Genomic DNA, 15,478 nt, shown 5'->3' on the forward strand with positions numbered 1-15,478 from the left:
GGGGCGGGGCAATCCCGGAATTCAGTGCGAGTCGCGGCCGACCGCATCGCCGCTGCCGCCGACCAGGAAATCCAGGTCCGCGCCCAGGTGCGCCTGCTGCACGTGGTCCACGTACAGCTTGGACCAGCCGCGCGCCGGTGCCGGCGGTGCGGTCCATTCGGTGCGGCGACGTGCCAGCTCGGCCTCGTCGACATCCAGGTGCAGGCGCCGGCCGGGCACGTCCAGTTCGATGAAATCGCCCTCGCGCACCAGCGCCAGCGGACCGCCGGCGGCGGCTTCGGGCGAGACGTGCAGGACCACGGTGCCGTAGGCGGTGCCGCTCATGCGCGCGTCGGAGATGCGGACCAGGTCGGTGACGCCGCGCCGCAGCAGCTTGGGCGGCAAAGGCATGTTGCCGACCTCGGCCATGCCGGGATATCCGCGCGGGCCGCAGTTCTTCAGCACCATCACGCAGGTCTCGTCGATGTCCAGCGCCTCGTCGTCGATGCGTGCCTTGAACTCCTCGATGCTCTCGAACACCACCGCGCGGCCCCGGTGGCGCAGCAGCTGCGGCGAGGCGGCCGACGGCTTGATCACCGCGCCGTCGGGGGCCAGGTTGCCGCGCAGTACGGCGATGCCCGCCTCGGCGCGCACGGGCTGCGCAAGCGGACGGATCACCTCGCGGTTCCAGCACGGCGCCTGTGCGATGTTCTCGCCCAGCGTGCGGCCGTTGGCGGTGATGGCGTCCAGGTCCAGTTGCGCGGCGATCTCGCGCAGCACCGCGGGCAGCCCGCCGGCGTAGCAGAAATCCTCCATCAGGTATTCGCCGGACGGCTTGAGGTTGACCAGGCAGGGCAGGCGCGAACCCAGCGCGTCCCAGTCGTCCAGTGAGAGTTCGACGCCCAGCCGGCCGGCGATCGCCAGCAGGTGGATTACCGCGTTGGTCGATCCGCCGATCGCGGCATTGGCGCGGATCGCGTTGGCGAACGCCGCCCGGGTCAGGATCCTGGACATGCGCAGGTCCTCGCGCACCATCTCCACGATGCGCCGGCCCGACAGGTGCGCCAGGCGGAAGCGGCGCGCGTCCACCGCCGGGATCGCCGCGTTCTCCGGCAGCGACATGCCCAGCGCCTCGACCATGCTGGCCATCGTCGAGGCGGTGCCCATGGTCATGCAGCTGCCCGTGGAGCGCTGCATGCACGACTCGGCTTCGGTGAACTCGTCCTGCGAAAGGGTGCCGGCGCGGACCATCTCCGACATCTCGATCACGCCGGTGCCCGAGCCCAGCGGCTTGCCGCGCCAGTTGCCCGACAGCGACGGCCCGGCGGACACACCGATCGTGGGCAGGTCGACGCTGGCCGCGCCCATCAGCAGCGACGGCGTGGTCTTGTCGCAACCCATCAGCAGCACCACGCCGTCGATGGGGTTGGCGCGGATCGACTCCTCCACCTCCATGCTGGCCAGGTTGCGGAACAGCATCGCGGTAGGACGCATCTGGGTCTCGCCCAGCGACATCGCCGGGAATTCCAGCGGAAAGCCACCGGCCTCGTACACGCCTCGCTTGACGTGCTCGGCCAGCTCGCGCAGCGAACTGTTGCACGGGGTGAGCTCCGACCAGGTATTGCAGATGCCGATCACCGGCCGACCGTCGAACAGGTCGTGCGGCAGGCCCAGCCCCTTGAGCCAGCTGCGGTAATAGAAGCCCTGCTTGCCCTCCCGGCCGAACCACTGGCGGCTGCGAAAGGGCGGTTTGCTGGAGTCGCTCATGCGATCGGGGATTCCTGCCCGGCGGGTGGATTCGGCCGCAACGCCACCTATTCCAGGCAGCACGGTGCGGTCCGTTGCGCGACGATGCTACCCGTCGGGGGAATGCCCGAAAAATAACAAATGCGCCCGGATCGATACGCGTATTGCAATCGAGCGTAGATCGCAGAGGGCACCCTGTTTTCGCTCGGTGGGGCGACGGCGGGGATGCGCGAGACACCCTTCCCGGGACACGATGCGATCCATGCGGTTGCAGGCGCGTGCGCAGCTATTCCATTCGGGGCGCCTGCCATGCCCCTGATGACATTGGTGGGTGCGGGGCGCCGCGACTATCCTGCGCGCGGCCGGGTCGCGGCCGGAAGCGGGCAGGGGAACCGGGGATGACGCGAACGAGGCCATTCGGCCGGCTGGATGACGGCACCCCCGTGCATGCCTGGACGCTGGGGGGTGCGGAGGGGCTGTCGGCGGAGATCCTCGACCTGGGCGGCATCCTGGCGCGGCTGGAGTTCCCCGGTGCCCACGGTCGTACCGGGCTGGTGCTCGGGTTGGGCGACGCGCAGGCCTATCACGACGATCCGGCCTACCTCGGCATCCTGGTCGGGCGCTTCGGCAACCGCATCGCCGGCGCGGCCTGCACGCTGGATGGGGAACGACTCCGGCTCACCGCCAACCAGGGCCGCAACCATTTGCACGGCGGCGCATCCGGTTTCGGTCGGCGGCTGTGGACGGTGGAGGCCCCCGATGCGTCCACCCTGGTGATGCGCTACCGCTCGCCGCACGGGGAAGAGGGTTATCCCGGCAACCTCGACGTGCGCGCGACGTATCGGCTGCAGGGCGCGCGCCTGCGCCTGGACTTCGAGGCGACCAGCGACCGGCCGACGCCGTTCAACCCGACCCACCACCCCTATTTCAACCTCGCCGGCGATCCGGCGGTGCCTGCGTCGGCGCAGTGGCTGCAGGTCCCGGCCAGCGGTTACCTGCCGGTGGACGAAGCCCTGATCCCGCTGGGCGAAGTCGCTGGCGTGTCCGGTTCACCGTTCGATTTCCGCGCCGCGCGCACGCTCGATGCGGCCTTCGATGGGCGCGATCCGCAACTGGGCACGGCAGGCGGCTACGACCACTGCCTCGTGCTCGATGCGCACAGCGACTACGCGGCGATGCTGTACTCGCCGCACAGCGGCATCGCGCTGCGCATCGACAGCGATGCGCCGGCGCTGCAGCTGTATGGCGGCCACGGGCTGGACCGGCAGCACCCGGGCCTCGGGCGCGGACTGTGCCTGGAGCCGCAAGGGTTTCCGGATGCGCCGAACCGGCCTGCGTTTCCCGACGCGATCCTGCGCCCCGGCACGACCTTCCGGCGGCGCATCGAGTACCGCTTCGCCATGCCCGGCCGGACGCGCCCCTGGGAAGAAGTGGCGGCGGCGCTGGAGCGCGCCTGAAGCCAGCAGCGTCCAATCGCTGTCGACCAGGCCTTACCGTAACCGCACTTCGACCGATGCCCGCATCGATCGGCCTTCCCCGGAGACCGCACCCGTGCCACCCATCAACCTCGCCATCGTCGGCATCGGCAAGATCGTTCGCGACCAGCACCTGCCGGCCGTGGCCGGCAACGACGACTACCGGCTGGTCGCCGCGGCGAGTCGCCACGGGCGGGTCGAGGGCATAGAAAATTTCAGCTCGATCGACGCAATGCTCTCGGCGCTACCGTCGATCCAGGCCGTCTCGCTGTGCATGCCGCCGCAGTATCGTTACGAAGCGGCGGTGAAGGCGCTCACGGCCGGCAAGCACGTGTTCCTGGAAAAACCGCCGGGCGCGACGCTTTCGGAAGTCGAAGGCCTCGCCGCGCTGGCCGCGGGCAAGGGGCTTTCGCTCTTCGCCAGCTGGCACTCGCGCTACGCGCCGGCCGTGGAAGCCGCGCGGGAATTCCTCGCCGGCACCCGGATTCGTTCGATGCGCGTGGCCTGGAAGGAAGACGTGCGCCAGTGGCATCCGGGCCAGGAATGGATCTGGCAGCCCGGCGGCCTGGGCGTGTTCGACCCCGGCATCAACGCGCTTTCCATCGTCACCCGCATCCTGCCGAACCCGGTGTTCGCCACCGCGGCGATGCTGGAATTCCCGGAAAACCGCGAGGCGCCGATCGCCGCATCGATCACCTTCAGCGATGCGGAAGGCCTGGACCTGGCGGCGGAATTCGACTGGCGCCAGACCGGCAGGCAGAGCTGGGACATCGTCGCGCTGACGGACGCCGGCGAGATGCTGCTGTCCGAGGGCGGCGCCCGGCTGTCGATCGACGGGCGCGTGGTGCACGAGCAGCCGGAGCAGGAGTATCCGATGCTGTACCGGCGTTTCGCCGCGATCATCCGTGCCGGCGAGTCCGACGTCGATCTCGCGCCGCTGCGCCATGTCGCCGATGCGTTCATGCTGGGCCGGCGCAGACAGGTCGACGCGTTCCACGACTGATCGCCGCAGCGACCGACGAACCTCGAGCGGAGATTATGCCGCTATATCCACGACGTTGCGGCTTGCGCGCAGCCGGACGCGTCCGTCTCTACAGGGCGCCGGATCAGGCCGGCGAGCCGTAGATTTCCGTGGCGGTCTCCTGCAGCGCACGCAGCACCGTGCGTGCGCCGGGCGACAGCAGCCAGTCGGTGCGGGTGATGATCCCGAACGAGTCCATCCTGCAGGACAGGTCCACCGGCACGATCCGGACCATGGCGTGTTCGGCGTAGTGGCGGGCGACGTCCACCGGCACGACGGCCAGGTAGTCGCTTTCCTGCAGCATCTTGGTCATGAACATCAGCGCGGTGGTCGCCAGCACCTGCCGCGGCGGTTGCTGGCCGGCGCTGCGGAACATCAGTTCGAAACGGTGGCGCAGCACGCTGCCCTCCGGCGGCACGATCCAGCTGGCGCGCGCCAGTTCGGCCAGGTCGGGGGCATCCAGCGCCAGGATCGGATGGCCGGGCCGGGCGATCGCGCAGATATCCTCCTCGGCCAGCGCCTGGTAGTGCAGGTAGCGCTTGTCATGGCGTTCGAACAGCCGCGCGACCAGGAAATCGAGCCGGTTCTGCTCCAGCCGTTCCAGCAGGACGTCGCTGCTCTCCACCAGCAGCGACACGCGCAGGTCCGGGTGCTGCCGGGCGATCCGCGCCAGCGCGGTCGGAAGCAGGCTCATCGCCGGCCCGGCGATCGCGCCGACCGCGATGTTGCCGGCCAGGCCGCCCTTGAGCGCCTCGATCTCCGCGCCGGCCTCGCCGAGGCTGGCCAGGGCGATACGCGCGTGCCGGATCATGGTCTCGCCGTACCAGGTCGGGCTCATGCCCCGGGGCAGGCGCTCGAACAGCGGCACCCCGATCATTTCCTCCAGGTCCTTGAGCAGCTTGGAGGCGGCCGGTTGCGACATCGCCAGCGTTTCGGCGGCGCGATGGATGTTGCCTTCCTCGTCGATCGCGATCAGCAGCATGAGCTGCCGGGTCTTGAGCCGTGCACGGACGAACCAGGGGATGTTCTGCGGCACGGCGACTCCACGGATACAAATGTTCGTATATGTTATGCAGGAAATCGGATTGGATGCATATTCCTTCAGTGGGCAGAATGGGTGCAGGCACGTTCCGTCCCTCCCGGGACGGTCTGCCTTCCCATCCACGAGTCGGGCGGAAGGTAAAGATGCGACTGATCCAGCTGCGGGACGAGGCCGGGAACACGCGGGTGGGCGCCGTCGACGCCGACGCGAGCCGCGTGACCTTGCTGGAGGATGTCGATTCGACCTATGCGCTCGCCCACGCGGCCCTGGCCGCGGGCCGGAGCCTGGGAGCACAGGCTGCGGCGACCCTCGGTACGACGACCCTCGACTACGCGGCGTTGCTGCAGGCCGGGCGGGTACTCGGTCCGCTGCATCATCCCGACCCCGCGCACTGCCGGGTCACCGGTACCGGCCTCACCCACCTGGGCAGCGCGGCCGCGCGCGATGCGATGCACCAGAACCTCAAGCAGCAGGCCGACGCGGGCACGCTCACCGATTCCATGCGCATGTTCCGGTGGGGCGTGGAAGGCGGCGCGCCGGAGGCGGGCATGGCCGGCGCGCAGCCCGAGTGGTTCTACAAGGGCGATGGTTCCATCCTGGTCGCGCCCGGCGCGCCGTTGCCGTCCCCGGACTTCGCCCTGGACGGCGGCGAGGAACCCGAACTGGTCGGCCTGTACGTGATCGGCCCGGACGGCACCCCGTACCGGCTCGGTTTTGCGATCGGCAACGAGTTCTCCGACCACGTCACCGAGCGCCAGAACTACCTGTACCTGGCCCATTCCAAGCTGCGTGCGTGCGCGGTCGGCCCGGAGCTGCGCACCGGCGCGCTGCCGCGCGACCTGCGCGGGACCAGCCGCATCCGCCGCGGCGGCGTGGTGCTGTGGGAAAAGCCCTTCCTCACCGGCGAGGCCAACATGTGCCATTCGCTGGAGAACCTCGAATACCACCACTTCAAGTACGCCGCGCATCGCCGTCCTGGCGACGTGCACCTGCACTTTTTCGGCACCGCCACGCTCAGCTTCGCCGATGGCGTCCGCGCCGAGGCCGGCGACGTGTTCGAGGTCGACCTGCCGGAGCTCGGTGCGCCGCTGGTCAACCCGTTGCAAACCGTCGCCGCGGGTTTTGCCCCCGGTGGCGTGCGCGCGCTGTAAGGTTTCGCTGGCACCAGCCCGCACGCCAGGACAGGAAAGGAGAAAAACCGTGAGCGAACAGCGTTTCAGCAGCTACATCGCCGGCCAGTGGGTCGAGGGCGATGGTGGCCACGCCGACGAGAACCCCTCCGACCTGGCCACGCCGGTCGGCCACTACGGCGTGCTCGATGCCGCGCGCACCGCGCAGGCGGTCGATGCCGCCAGCGCCGCTTCGCCGAAATGGGCGCTGTCCAATCCGCAGCAGCGCGCCGACATCCTCGACGCCGTCGGCAGCGAGATCCTCGCCCGCAAGGAGGAACTGGGCCGGTTGCTCGCACGCGAGGAAGGCAAGACCCTGGCCGAGAGCATCGGCGAGGCGGCGCGTGCCGGACAGATCTTCAAGTTCTTCGCCGGCGAGGCGTTGCGCATCCCCGGCGAGAAGCTGGCCTCGACGCGCCCGGGCGTGGACGTGGAGATCACCCGCGAGCCGGTCGGCACCGTCGGCATCATCGCGCCGTGGAATTTTCCGCTGGCGATCCCGGCCTGGAAGATCGCGCCGGCGCTGGCCTACGGCAATACCGTGGTGTTCAAGCCGGCGGAGATCGTGCCCGGCTGCGCCTGGGCGATCGCCGAGATCCTGTCCCGCGCCGGATTGCCCGAAGGCGTGTTCAACATGGTGCTCGGCGGCGGCCGCATCGTCGGCCAGGCGATGGTCGAGCACCCGAAGCTCGACGCGCTGACCTTCACCGGTTCGGCGCCGACCGGCCATGCGCTGCTCAGGCAGGCGGCCGCGCGCGCGCTGAAGGTGCAGATGGAAATGGGCGGCAAGAATCCGCTGGTGGTGCTGGCCGATGCCGACCTGGACAAGGCGGTGGAGTGCGCGGTCAACGGCGCGTACTTCTCCACGGGCCAGCGCTGCACCGCGTCGAGCCGGCTGATCGTCGAGAACGGCATCTACGACGCCTTCGTGGCCAAGGTCCAGGCGCGGCTGGCGAAGGTGAAGGTCGGTGATCCGCTCGAGGCTGGCGTGGACATCGGTCCGGTCGCCAGCCAGGCGCAGCTGGACACCGACCTGGCCTACATCCGCGCCGGGCACGAGGACGGCGGCGAACTGCTCGCCGGTGGCGAGCGCGTGGAATGGAAAACGAAGGGCCACTTCCTGGCGCCGACCCTGTTCGCGGCCAAGCCGTCGGATCGCGTCGCCCGCGAGGAGATCTTCGGGCCGGTCGCCGCGCTGCTGCGCGCCGACGACTACGAGCACGCGCTGGCGCTGGCCAACGACACCGAATTCGGCCTGTGCGCCGGCATCTGCACCACCTCGCTCAAGTACGCCACGCACTTCAAGCGGCATGCGCAGGCGGGCATGGTGATGGTCAACCTGCCGACCGCGGGCGTGGATCCGCACGTGCCGTTCGGCGGGCGCAAGGCGTCCAGCTATGGGCCGCGGGAGCAGGGGCGCTACGCGGTGGAGTTCTACACGACAGTCAAGACGGCCTATACCGCGGCATGAGCCGCGACTTCCGCGGCCGCGCACTGGAGGGTGCGTGGCACGTCGCCGACGGCAAGGCCGGGGCGACGGCGGAGGCACCACATGCATCGAGGGAGGAGCGATGGACAAGGGTTTGAAGCTGGCAGCGGCGATGCTGTGCGCGGTGGTGCTCGGCGCCTGCGGCAAGGGTGGCGGTGACGCTGCGGCGAAGGCGGACGCGATCACGGTCGGCTTCAGCCAGGTCGGCGCCGAGAGCGAATGGCGCACCGCCAATACCCGTTCGGTGAAGGAAGCGCTGGTCGCGCCGGAATTCAACCTCAAGTTCTCCGACGCGCAGCAGAAGCAGGAGAACCAGATCAAGGCATTGCGCTCGTTCATCGCCCAGGACGTGGACGTGATCGCGTTCTCGCCGGTGGTCGAGTCCGGGTGGGAGACGGTGCTGCGCGAGGCCAAGGTCGCCAATATCCCGGTCGTGCTGACCGATCGCGCGGTGGACGTGTCCGACGACTCGCTCTACACCACGCTGATCGGCTCGGACTTCGTCGAGGAAGGCCGTCGCGCCGCGCGCTGGCTGCTCGAGGACTCCGCGTCCCGCAAAAGCTCGGGCGCGGCCGGCCCGGTCCGCATCGTCGAACTGCAGGGCACGGTCGGTTCGGCCCCGGCGATCGACCGCATGGCGGGCTTCAAGGAAGTAATCGGCCAGGATCCGCGCTTCGCCATCGTCCGTTCGCAGAGCGGCGACTTCACCCGGGCCAAGGGCAAGGAAGTGATGGAAGCCTTCCTCAAGGCCGAAGGCCGCGACGGCATCGACGTGCTGTTCGCGCACAACGACGACATGGCGATCGGCGCGATCCAGGCCATCGAGGAGGCCGGTCTCAAGCCGGGCGAGGACATCCGCATCGTCTCCATCGACGGCGTGCGTGGCGCGTTCGAGGCGATGAAGGCCGGCAAGCTCAACGCCACGGTCGAGTGCAATCCACTGCTCGGTCCGCAACTGGCCCAGATCATCCGCGACGTGCATGCGGGCAAGCCGGTGGCCAGGCGCGTCGAGGTCGAAGAGGGTGTGTTCACCCGCGACCAGGCCGCGGCCGAACTGCCCAACCGCAAGTACTGATCGCGTCCGTGGCGCCGGCGATGCGAACGTTGCCATCCGCTTCGTCCGTCGTCCCGGCGTGGGTGCCGGGTTGAGCGCGGTCGTGCTGCAGGCGCGGGGCCTGGCCAAGCGCTACGGGGGTACCGTGGCGCTGGACGGTGCCGGTCTTGTCCTGCGCGGCGGCGAGATCCACGCGCTGATGGGACAGAACGGCGCCGGCAAGTCGACCCTGATCAAGCTGCTCACCGGCGTGGAGCAGGTCGACGCCGGGACGATCGAACTGGACAGGCGTACGATCGCCCCGGCTTCGCCGCTGGCGGCGCAGCGCGAAGGCATCAGCACGGTCTACCAGGAAGTGAACCTGTGCCCGAACCTGTCGGTGGCCGAGAACCTGTATGCCGGCCGTTATCCGCGCAGGTTCGGGCTGGTCGACTGGAAGCAGGTGCGGGCAGGGGCGCGTGCACTGCTCGCCGAGCTGCGCCTGGACATCGACGTCGACCTGCCGCTGGCGGCCTACCCGGTAGCGGTGCAGCAGATGGTGGCGATCGCGCGCGCGCTGGGCGTGTCGGCACGGGTGCTGATCCTGGACGAACCGACCTCGAGCCTGGACGAGGACGAGGTCCGCGAGCTGTTCGCGGTGATGCGCCGGCTGCGCGAGCGCGGCATGGCGATCCTGTTCGTCACCCATTTCCTCGACCAGGTGTATGCGGTGTCCGATCGCATCACCGTGCTGCGCAACGGCGCGCTGGTCGGCGAGTACCTGCCGGCGCAGTTGCCCCAGGCCGCGCTGGTTTCGGCGATGGTGGGGCGCGAGGTCGAGCTGGCCGGCGGACGCGACGCAAGCCACGAAGTGCCGGTGGATGCACTGGTGGTGGTCGAGGCGCGCGGCCTGGGTCGGCGCGGCAGCCTGCAGCCGGTCGACCTGCAGTTGCGCGCCGGCGAGGTGCTGGGCCTGGGTGGTCTGCTCGGTTCCGGGCGCACCGAACTGGCGCGACTGCTGTTCGGGCTGGATCGTGCCGACTGCGGCGAACTGCGCATGGAACACGGGCCGGTGGAGTTGCGGCATCCGGCCGAGGCGGTCGCGCACGGGCTGGCGCTATGCCCTGAAGAGCGCAAGACCGAGGGAATCGTGGCAGGCCTGTCGGTCCGCGAAAACATCGTCCTGGCACTGCAGGCCCGGATGGGCTGGTGGCGCGCGCTGCCACGCGCAAGGCAGGAGGAACTGGCGCGGCAGTCAGTCGCGCTGCTCGGGATCAAGGTCGCCGACATCGAGACCCCGGTCGGTGCGCTGTCCGGCGGCAACCAGCAGAAGGTGGTGCTCGCGCGCTGGCTGGCCACGCAGCCGAGGCTCCTCGTGCTGGACGAACCCACGCGCGGTATAGACATTGCCGCCAAGCAGGAAATCATGGCCGAAGTGCTGCGCCTCGCCCGCCAGGGGATGGCGGTGCTCTTCATCTCCGCCGAGATCGAGGAACTGACCCGCCTCAGCGACCGCATCGCGGTCATGCGCGAGCGGCGCAAAGCCGGTGAACTCCCGGGAGGCAGCGACGGAGGCCAGGTGCTGGCCCTGCTTGCCGCGCACGAGCCCGCCGTTCGTGCAGCCGGCGCGGCGGGCGCATGAGCGGCGCGGAGCCACGCACGAGCTCCAGGCAGGTGCTGCACCGCGGCCTGGCCCACCCCCTGTTCTGGCCTTTGCTGGCGCTGGCCCTGCTGCTGCTCGGCAATGGGCTGTTCAATCCGGGTTTCCTTTCGCTGCAATGGCGCGACGGCCACCTGTACGGCAACCTGGTCGACATCGCCAACCGCGCCGCGCCGCTGGTGCTTGTGTCGCTGGGCATGACCCTGGTGATCGCCGTGCGTGGCCTGGACATCTCCGTGGGCGCGGTGCTCGCCATCGCCGCCACCGTGGCGGCATGGACGATCGCACGGATGCAGGCCGCGGGCAGCGAGGGGCTGGCGCCGCTGTTCGCGGCGATCGCCGCCGCCCTGGGCGTGGCGCTGCTGTGCGGGTTCTGGAATGGCCTGCTCGTGGTCAGGCTCGGCCTGCAGCCGATCATTGCCACGCTGGTGCTGATGGTGGCCGGACGCGGCATCGCCCAGCTGGTCAGCGACGGCCAGATCCTGACCATCTACTACGAGCCCTTCGCCTTCCTCGGCAACGGATTCCTGTTCGGCCTGCCGTTCTCGCTGTTCGTGGTCGCCGCGGTGTTCGTTGGGCTGAAACTGCTGCTTGACCGCAGTGCGCTGGGCCTGTTCGTGCGCGCGATCGGCCACAACCCGGTCGCCGCCCACGTGGCCGGCGTGCGCGCGAAAGCCATCACCTGGTCGCTGTACGTGTTCTGCGGCTTCACCGCGGGCCTGGCCGGATTGCTGGTCAGTTCAAACGTGGCCAGCGCCGACGCCAACAACGCAGGCCAGTTGCTGGAGCTGGATGCGATCCTGGCGGTGGCGCTGGGCGGTACCGCGCTGGCGGGCGGCCGCTTCAGCCTGGCGGGCAGCCTGGTCGGCGCGCTGATCATCCAGGCGCTGACCACCACCATCTATGCCATCGGCGTGCCGCCTCAGGTGAACCTGGTGGTCAAGGCGCTGCTGGTGACGGCGGTCCTGCTGTTGCAGTCGCCCGAGTTCCGCGGGCGCCTGCGTGCACGGCTGTCGCGCCGGGCGGGAGGTGCGACGTGAGTGCACCGGTTGCCGCGATGCGCGCGCCGGGTTTCCTGTCGCGGCTGTGGCGCGATCCGCGCCAGCTCTCGCTGGCGATCACGATCGGCCTGTTCGTGGCCATGTCGGTGGCCGGCGGCGTGATGTACGACGGCTTCCTGCGCCCGCAGGTGTTCCTCAACCTCCTGATCGACAATGCGTTCCTGCTGATCGTCGCGGTGGGCATGACCTTCGTGATCGTCAGCGGCGGCATCGACCTGTCGGTCGGCGCGGTGGTGGCTTTCAGCACGGTCCTGCTGGCCTGGCTGGTGCAGGTCCACGGCTGGCATCCGCTGGCGGCGATCCCGTTGGTACTGGCGCTGGGCGCGGCCTTCGGCGCGCTGATGGGCATGCTGATCGAGCGCTACCGCCTGCAGCCGTTCGTGGTCACCCTGGCGGGCATGTTCCTCGCACGCGGCGCGGCGACCCTGCTCAGCGTGGAGTCGATCGGCATCGACCACGCCTTCCATGTCGCGGTGGCCAACCTGCGTATCCCGCTTGGTGGCGGCGCCTCGCTGTCGGCCGGGGCGGTGATCGCGCTGCTGGTGGTGGCCGGCGGCGCGGTGCTGGCAGGGATGACCCGGTTCGGTCGCGGCGTCTACGCGATCGGTGGCAGCGAAGCCTCGGCCTTGCTGATGGGCCTGCCGGTGGCGGCCACGCGGGTCGGCGTCTACGCACTGAGCGGGTTCTGCTCGGCGCTGGCCGGCGTGGTCTACACGTTCTACATGCTCAGCGGCTACAGCCTGCACGCCACGGGGCTGGAGCTGGATGCGATCGCCGCGGTGGTCATCGGTGGCACGCTGCTGGCCGGCGGCAGCGGCTACGTGCTCGGTACCCTGTTCGGCGTGCTGGTGCTCGGCCTGATCCAGACCCTGATCGTGTTCGACGGCACGCTGAGCTCGTGGTGGACGAAGATCGCCATCGGCGGCCTGCTGCTGGCGTTCTGCCTGCTGCAGCAGCTGCTGGTGCGCAGCTCGCGCCGCAGGGCCCCGCAGGAACCACCTGCATGATCGGACGCGGGTGGAAACTCCGTCTCCGCTTCCTCGCAACGTCCAGCCTGCTGGTCGCGTCCGCGATCCTCGGCACGGCGCCCGCGGCACCGGCGACGACCTGGATCGCCGACAATGGCAACGGCAGCTTCACCAACCCGATCTTCCACGACGAGTTCTCCGATCCGGACCTGATCCGGGTCGGCGACGATTTCTACATGGTCGGCACGACCATGCATGCGGTGCCCGGGTTGCCGGTGCTGCACTCGCGCGACCTGGTCAACTGGACCTTCCTCACCTACGCGATGCCCGGCTTCGGTGCCGGCGACGAGTTCCGCCTGGCGGGCGGCCGCGAGGTCTACGGGCAGGGCATCTGGGCGCCGTGCATCCGCTACCACGACGGCACGTTCTACATCTTCTCCAACATCAACGGCCACGGCCTGCAGGTGTTCACCGCGCGCGATCCGGCCGGCCCATGGGAGCAGCGTTCGCTGGGGCGAAGCCTGCATGACCTCTCAGTTTTGTTCGACGACGACGGACGCGTCTACGCGGTGTACGACTACCAGCAGGTGCGGATGGTCGAACTGAAGCCGGACATGAGTGGCTTCGTCGAAGGCAGCGACCGGGTGGTGATCCCCGCCGGCCAGGCGATGGGCGAGGGCCACCACTTCTACAAGATCGATGGCCGCTACTACATCATCAGCGCCAACTACGCACCGGTCGGGCGGATGCAGGCCGCGCGTGCCGACCGGATCGAAGGTCCCTACGAGACGGTCGTAATCAGCGCCGGCGAGACCATGGGCACGCAGCGCGGCTGGTGGCTGGACAACGTCGGCCAGCGCGCCCCGGTGCCTACCGGCGCTACTGCATTCCGGATGCACAAGCCCGACGCCAACGCGCTGGGTGCGGTGCCGTTGCACCAGGGCGGGATCGTGCAGCTGGCCAATGGCCAGTGGTGGGGCTTCTCGATGATGGACGTCAAGTCGATCGGGCGCACCACGTTCCTCTCGCCGGTCACCTGGCACGATGGCTGGCCGTACTTCGGCCTGCCGGGCAACCTGGGGCGCTCGCCGCGCACCTGGACCAAGCCCGATGTCGGCATCGCCACGGAGCCCGTGGCCACCTGGGAGCGCAGCGACGATTTTTCCGGAGCGGCACTCAAGCCGCTGTGGCAGTGGAACCACGAGCCGGTGGCCGGGCGCTGGTCTTTGTCCGAACGTCCCGGCGCGCTGCGGCTGCATGCCTTGCCTGCCGACGATTTCCTCTGGGCGCGCAACACGCTCACCCAGCGTGCGATCGGCCCGGAGTCGTCGGCCACGGTGCTGCTGGATGCCTCCGGCCTGCGCGCGGGCGATGTCGCCGGCCTGGGGCTGCTGAATATTCCCGCCGCCTGGATCGGCGTGGTCCGCAACGATCAAGGCGCGGTCCTGCGCGCGTACTCGCAGGATGGCGACAGGCGCATCGACCTGCCGTTGTCCTCGACCCGCGTGCATCTGCGCGCCAGCGGCGACTACGAGGCCGACCTGGCGCAACTGTCCTACAGCCTCGACGGCATCCACTTCACGCCGGTGGGCGAAGCAGTGCGCCTGCCGTACGGGCTGAAGACCTTCCAGGGCGTGCGTTATGCGTTGTTCGCCTACAGCAAAGACGGCGTAGCGGGCGGATACGCGGATTTCGACGATTTCGTGGTGGACGAACCGCAGGCCGACCGCTCGCGCAACATTCCCTTCGGCCAGGTGATCCGGCTGGCCAACCTGGCCGATGGCAGCCTGGCCTGGACCAGTCCCTTGGGCATGCTGCACTCCGCCGGTGCCGGCTCCACGGACGCGGCGGGTACGCGTTTCCGCGTGCATGATCGCGGCCAGGGCAGGGTCGCGCTGGAGGTCGTTGATGGCGGCGGCTTCCTCACCGTGGTCGGCGCCGGGCTCGCCGCCGACGTGCGCGTGACCGCGCGCGAGTCCGAGGGAAGCCTGTTCGCGTGGCAGGACATGCTGCGCGGCGAGGCGATGCTGATGTCGCTGCTGACCCACCGCTACGTCGGCCTGTCACCCGGCTCGGGCGAAGCGTATTCCGCGGACCGCCCGGGTACGCGACCGGACCGGCGCGACGGGACGGTACTGTCGTGGAGGCCGGCGCGCTGACCCGTTCAGCGAAGCGGCGTGAGCGAGGACCACGGGCATCCGATCGGCATTGCCTATAATCGAGGCCGTGTCGCCGGCTGCGTGGTGCCGGCTCGCCATGGGGAAACCGGTTTGTCCGAAGACATCACACGACTGCTGCTGTCCTGGCGCGGAGGCGACCTGCAGGCGCGCGAACAGCTGTTCGACGCGGTCTACGAGGCCTTGCGCGAGATGGCCATGGCCCGGCTGGGTGCGGCCCGCGGCGACGTCACGCTGCGCCCGACCTCGCTGGTCCACGAAGCCCTGCTGCGCATGCTCGGCCGCGATGTCGGCTACGCCGACCGCGCGCACTTCTTCGCCCTGGTCGCCTTGAAGATGCGCGCGGTGCTGGTCGACCACGCGCGTTCCAACGTCGCTGCCAAGCGCGGAGGCGGCGCGATCAACGTAACCCTGTCGCACGTGGACCAGGGGGGGGCGCACAACGAAGATGTAGGCGACTACGATGTGCTGGCGCTGCACCAGGCGCTGGAGCAGCTGGCAAGCCACGACGAACGCGCCGGGCGCGCCGTGGAGCTGGCGTACTTCGGGGGCATGTCGCACGAGGAGATCGCCACGGTGCTGGAGATCTCGGTGCCGACGGTGGATCGCGACCTGCGTTTCGCCAGGGCCTGGCTGAACCGCCAGCTCGCCTGAGCGG

Annotated in this window: 12 protein-coding genes; 10 read left to right on the plus strand and 2 right to left on the minus strand. The window is 69.5% G+C overall.

All coding sequences use genetic code 11. The features are described 5' to 3' along the window. Window positions 1-21 precede the first annotated feature (21 nt). On the minus strand, window positions 22-1,746 hold the full coding sequence (locus MNQ95_RS11205; RefSeq protein WP_241952914.1) for an IlvD/Edd family dehydratase: 1,725 nt from the start codon (window positions 1,744-1,746) through the stop codon (window positions 22-24). Between the two features lie 377 nt (window positions 1,747-2,123). On the opposite strand from MNQ95_RS11205, the gene MNQ95_RS11210 reads away from it, so the two are divergent. Together MNQ95_RS11210 and MNQ95_RS11215 are read left to right on the plus strand one after the other, a co-directional pair. Continuing rightward, window positions 2,124-3,182 carry an aldose epimerase family protein gene (locus MNQ95_RS11210; protein WP_241952915.1) on the plus strand — a complete coding sequence of 353 codons (1,059 nt, stop codon included), beginning with the start codon at window positions 2,124-2,126 and terminating at the stop codon, window positions 3,180-3,182. A gap of 94 nt (window positions 3,183-3,276) precedes the next feature. Beyond that, window positions 3,277-4,203, plus strand: a complete 927-nt coding sequence (locus MNQ95_RS11215; protein WP_241952916.1) for a Gfo/Idh/MocA family protein — start codon at window positions 3,277-3,279, stop codon at window positions 4,201-4,203. 103 nt (window positions 4,204-4,306) lie between these two features. Here the strand turns inward: MNQ95_RS11215 and MNQ95_RS11220 are convergent, their stop codons facing one another. After that, entirely contained in the window at window positions 4,307-5,257 is a 951-nt protein-coding gene (locus tag MNQ95_RS11220; protein ID WP_241952917.1) for a LysR family transcriptional regulator, read from the minus strand. Window positions 5,258-5,406: 149 nt separating this feature from the next. Here MNQ95_RS11220 and araD1 point away from each other — a divergent pair, with 149 nt between their 5' ends. The 8 genes from araD1 (at window position 5,407) to MNQ95_RS11260 (ending at window position 15,474) form a co-directional block, all read left to right on the plus strand. Continuing rightward, on the plus strand, window positions 5,407-6,414 hold the full coding sequence (gene araD1, locus MNQ95_RS11225) for an AraD1 family protein (protein WP_241952918.1): 1,008 nt from the start codon (window positions 5,407-5,409) through the stop codon (window positions 6,412-6,414). A gap of 49 nt (window positions 6,415-6,463) precedes the next feature. Beyond that, a complete protein-coding gene (locus MNQ95_RS11230) occupies window positions 6,464-7,903 on the plus strand; it encodes an aldehyde dehydrogenase family protein (protein ID WP_162410132.1) in 1,440 nt (479 codons plus the stop codon). Window positions 7,904-8,003: 100 nt separating this feature from the next. Beyond that, a complete protein-coding gene (locus tag MNQ95_RS11235; RefSeq protein ID WP_241952919.1) occupies window positions 8,004-8,996 on the plus strand; it encodes an ABC transporter substrate-binding protein in 993 nt (330 codons plus the stop codon). A gap of 70 nt (window positions 8,997-9,066) precedes the next feature. Next, window positions 9,067-10,596: a sugar ABC transporter ATP-binding protein gene (locus MNQ95_RS11240; RefSeq protein ID WP_241952920.1), complete on the plus strand. Its 1,530-nt coding sequence runs from the start codon at window positions 9,067-9,069 to the stop codon at window positions 10,594-10,596. Further along, window positions 10,593-11,654 carry an ABC transporter permease gene (locus MNQ95_RS11245; protein ID WP_241952921.1) on the plus strand — a complete coding sequence of 354 codons (1,062 nt, stop codon included), beginning with the start codon at window positions 10,593-10,595 and terminating at the stop codon, window positions 11,652-11,654. The genes MNQ95_RS11240 and MNQ95_RS11245 overlap by 4 nt, the downstream gene beginning before the upstream one ends. 17 nt (window positions 11,655-11,671) lie before the next feature. Beyond that, window positions 11,672-12,682, plus strand: a complete 1,011-nt coding sequence (gene yjfF, locus MNQ95_RS11250; RefSeq protein WP_241954416.1) for a galactofuranose ABC transporter, permease protein YjfF — start codon at window positions 11,672-11,674, stop codon at window positions 12,680-12,682. Next, complete coding sequence (locus MNQ95_RS11255) at window positions 12,679-14,802, plus strand: glycoside hydrolase family 43 protein (RefSeq protein WP_241952922.1); 2,124 nt, start codon at window positions 12,679-12,681, stop codon at window positions 14,800-14,802. The genes yjfF and MNQ95_RS11255 overlap by 4 nt, the downstream gene beginning before the upstream one ends. Window positions 14,803-14,820: 18 nt before the next feature. Further along, window positions 14,821-15,474, plus strand: a complete 654-nt coding sequence (locus tag MNQ95_RS11260) for an ECF-type sigma factor (protein ID WP_202922853.1) — start codon at window positions 14,821-14,823, stop codon at window positions 15,472-15,474. Window positions 15,475-15,478: the final 4 nt, after the last annotated feature.

This window comes from Pseudoxanthomonas daejeonensis, assembly GCF_022637495.1.
Lineage (GTDB): Bacteria > Pseudomonadota > Gammaproteobacteria > Xanthomonadales > Xanthomonadaceae > Pseudoxanthomonas > Pseudoxanthomonas daejeonensis.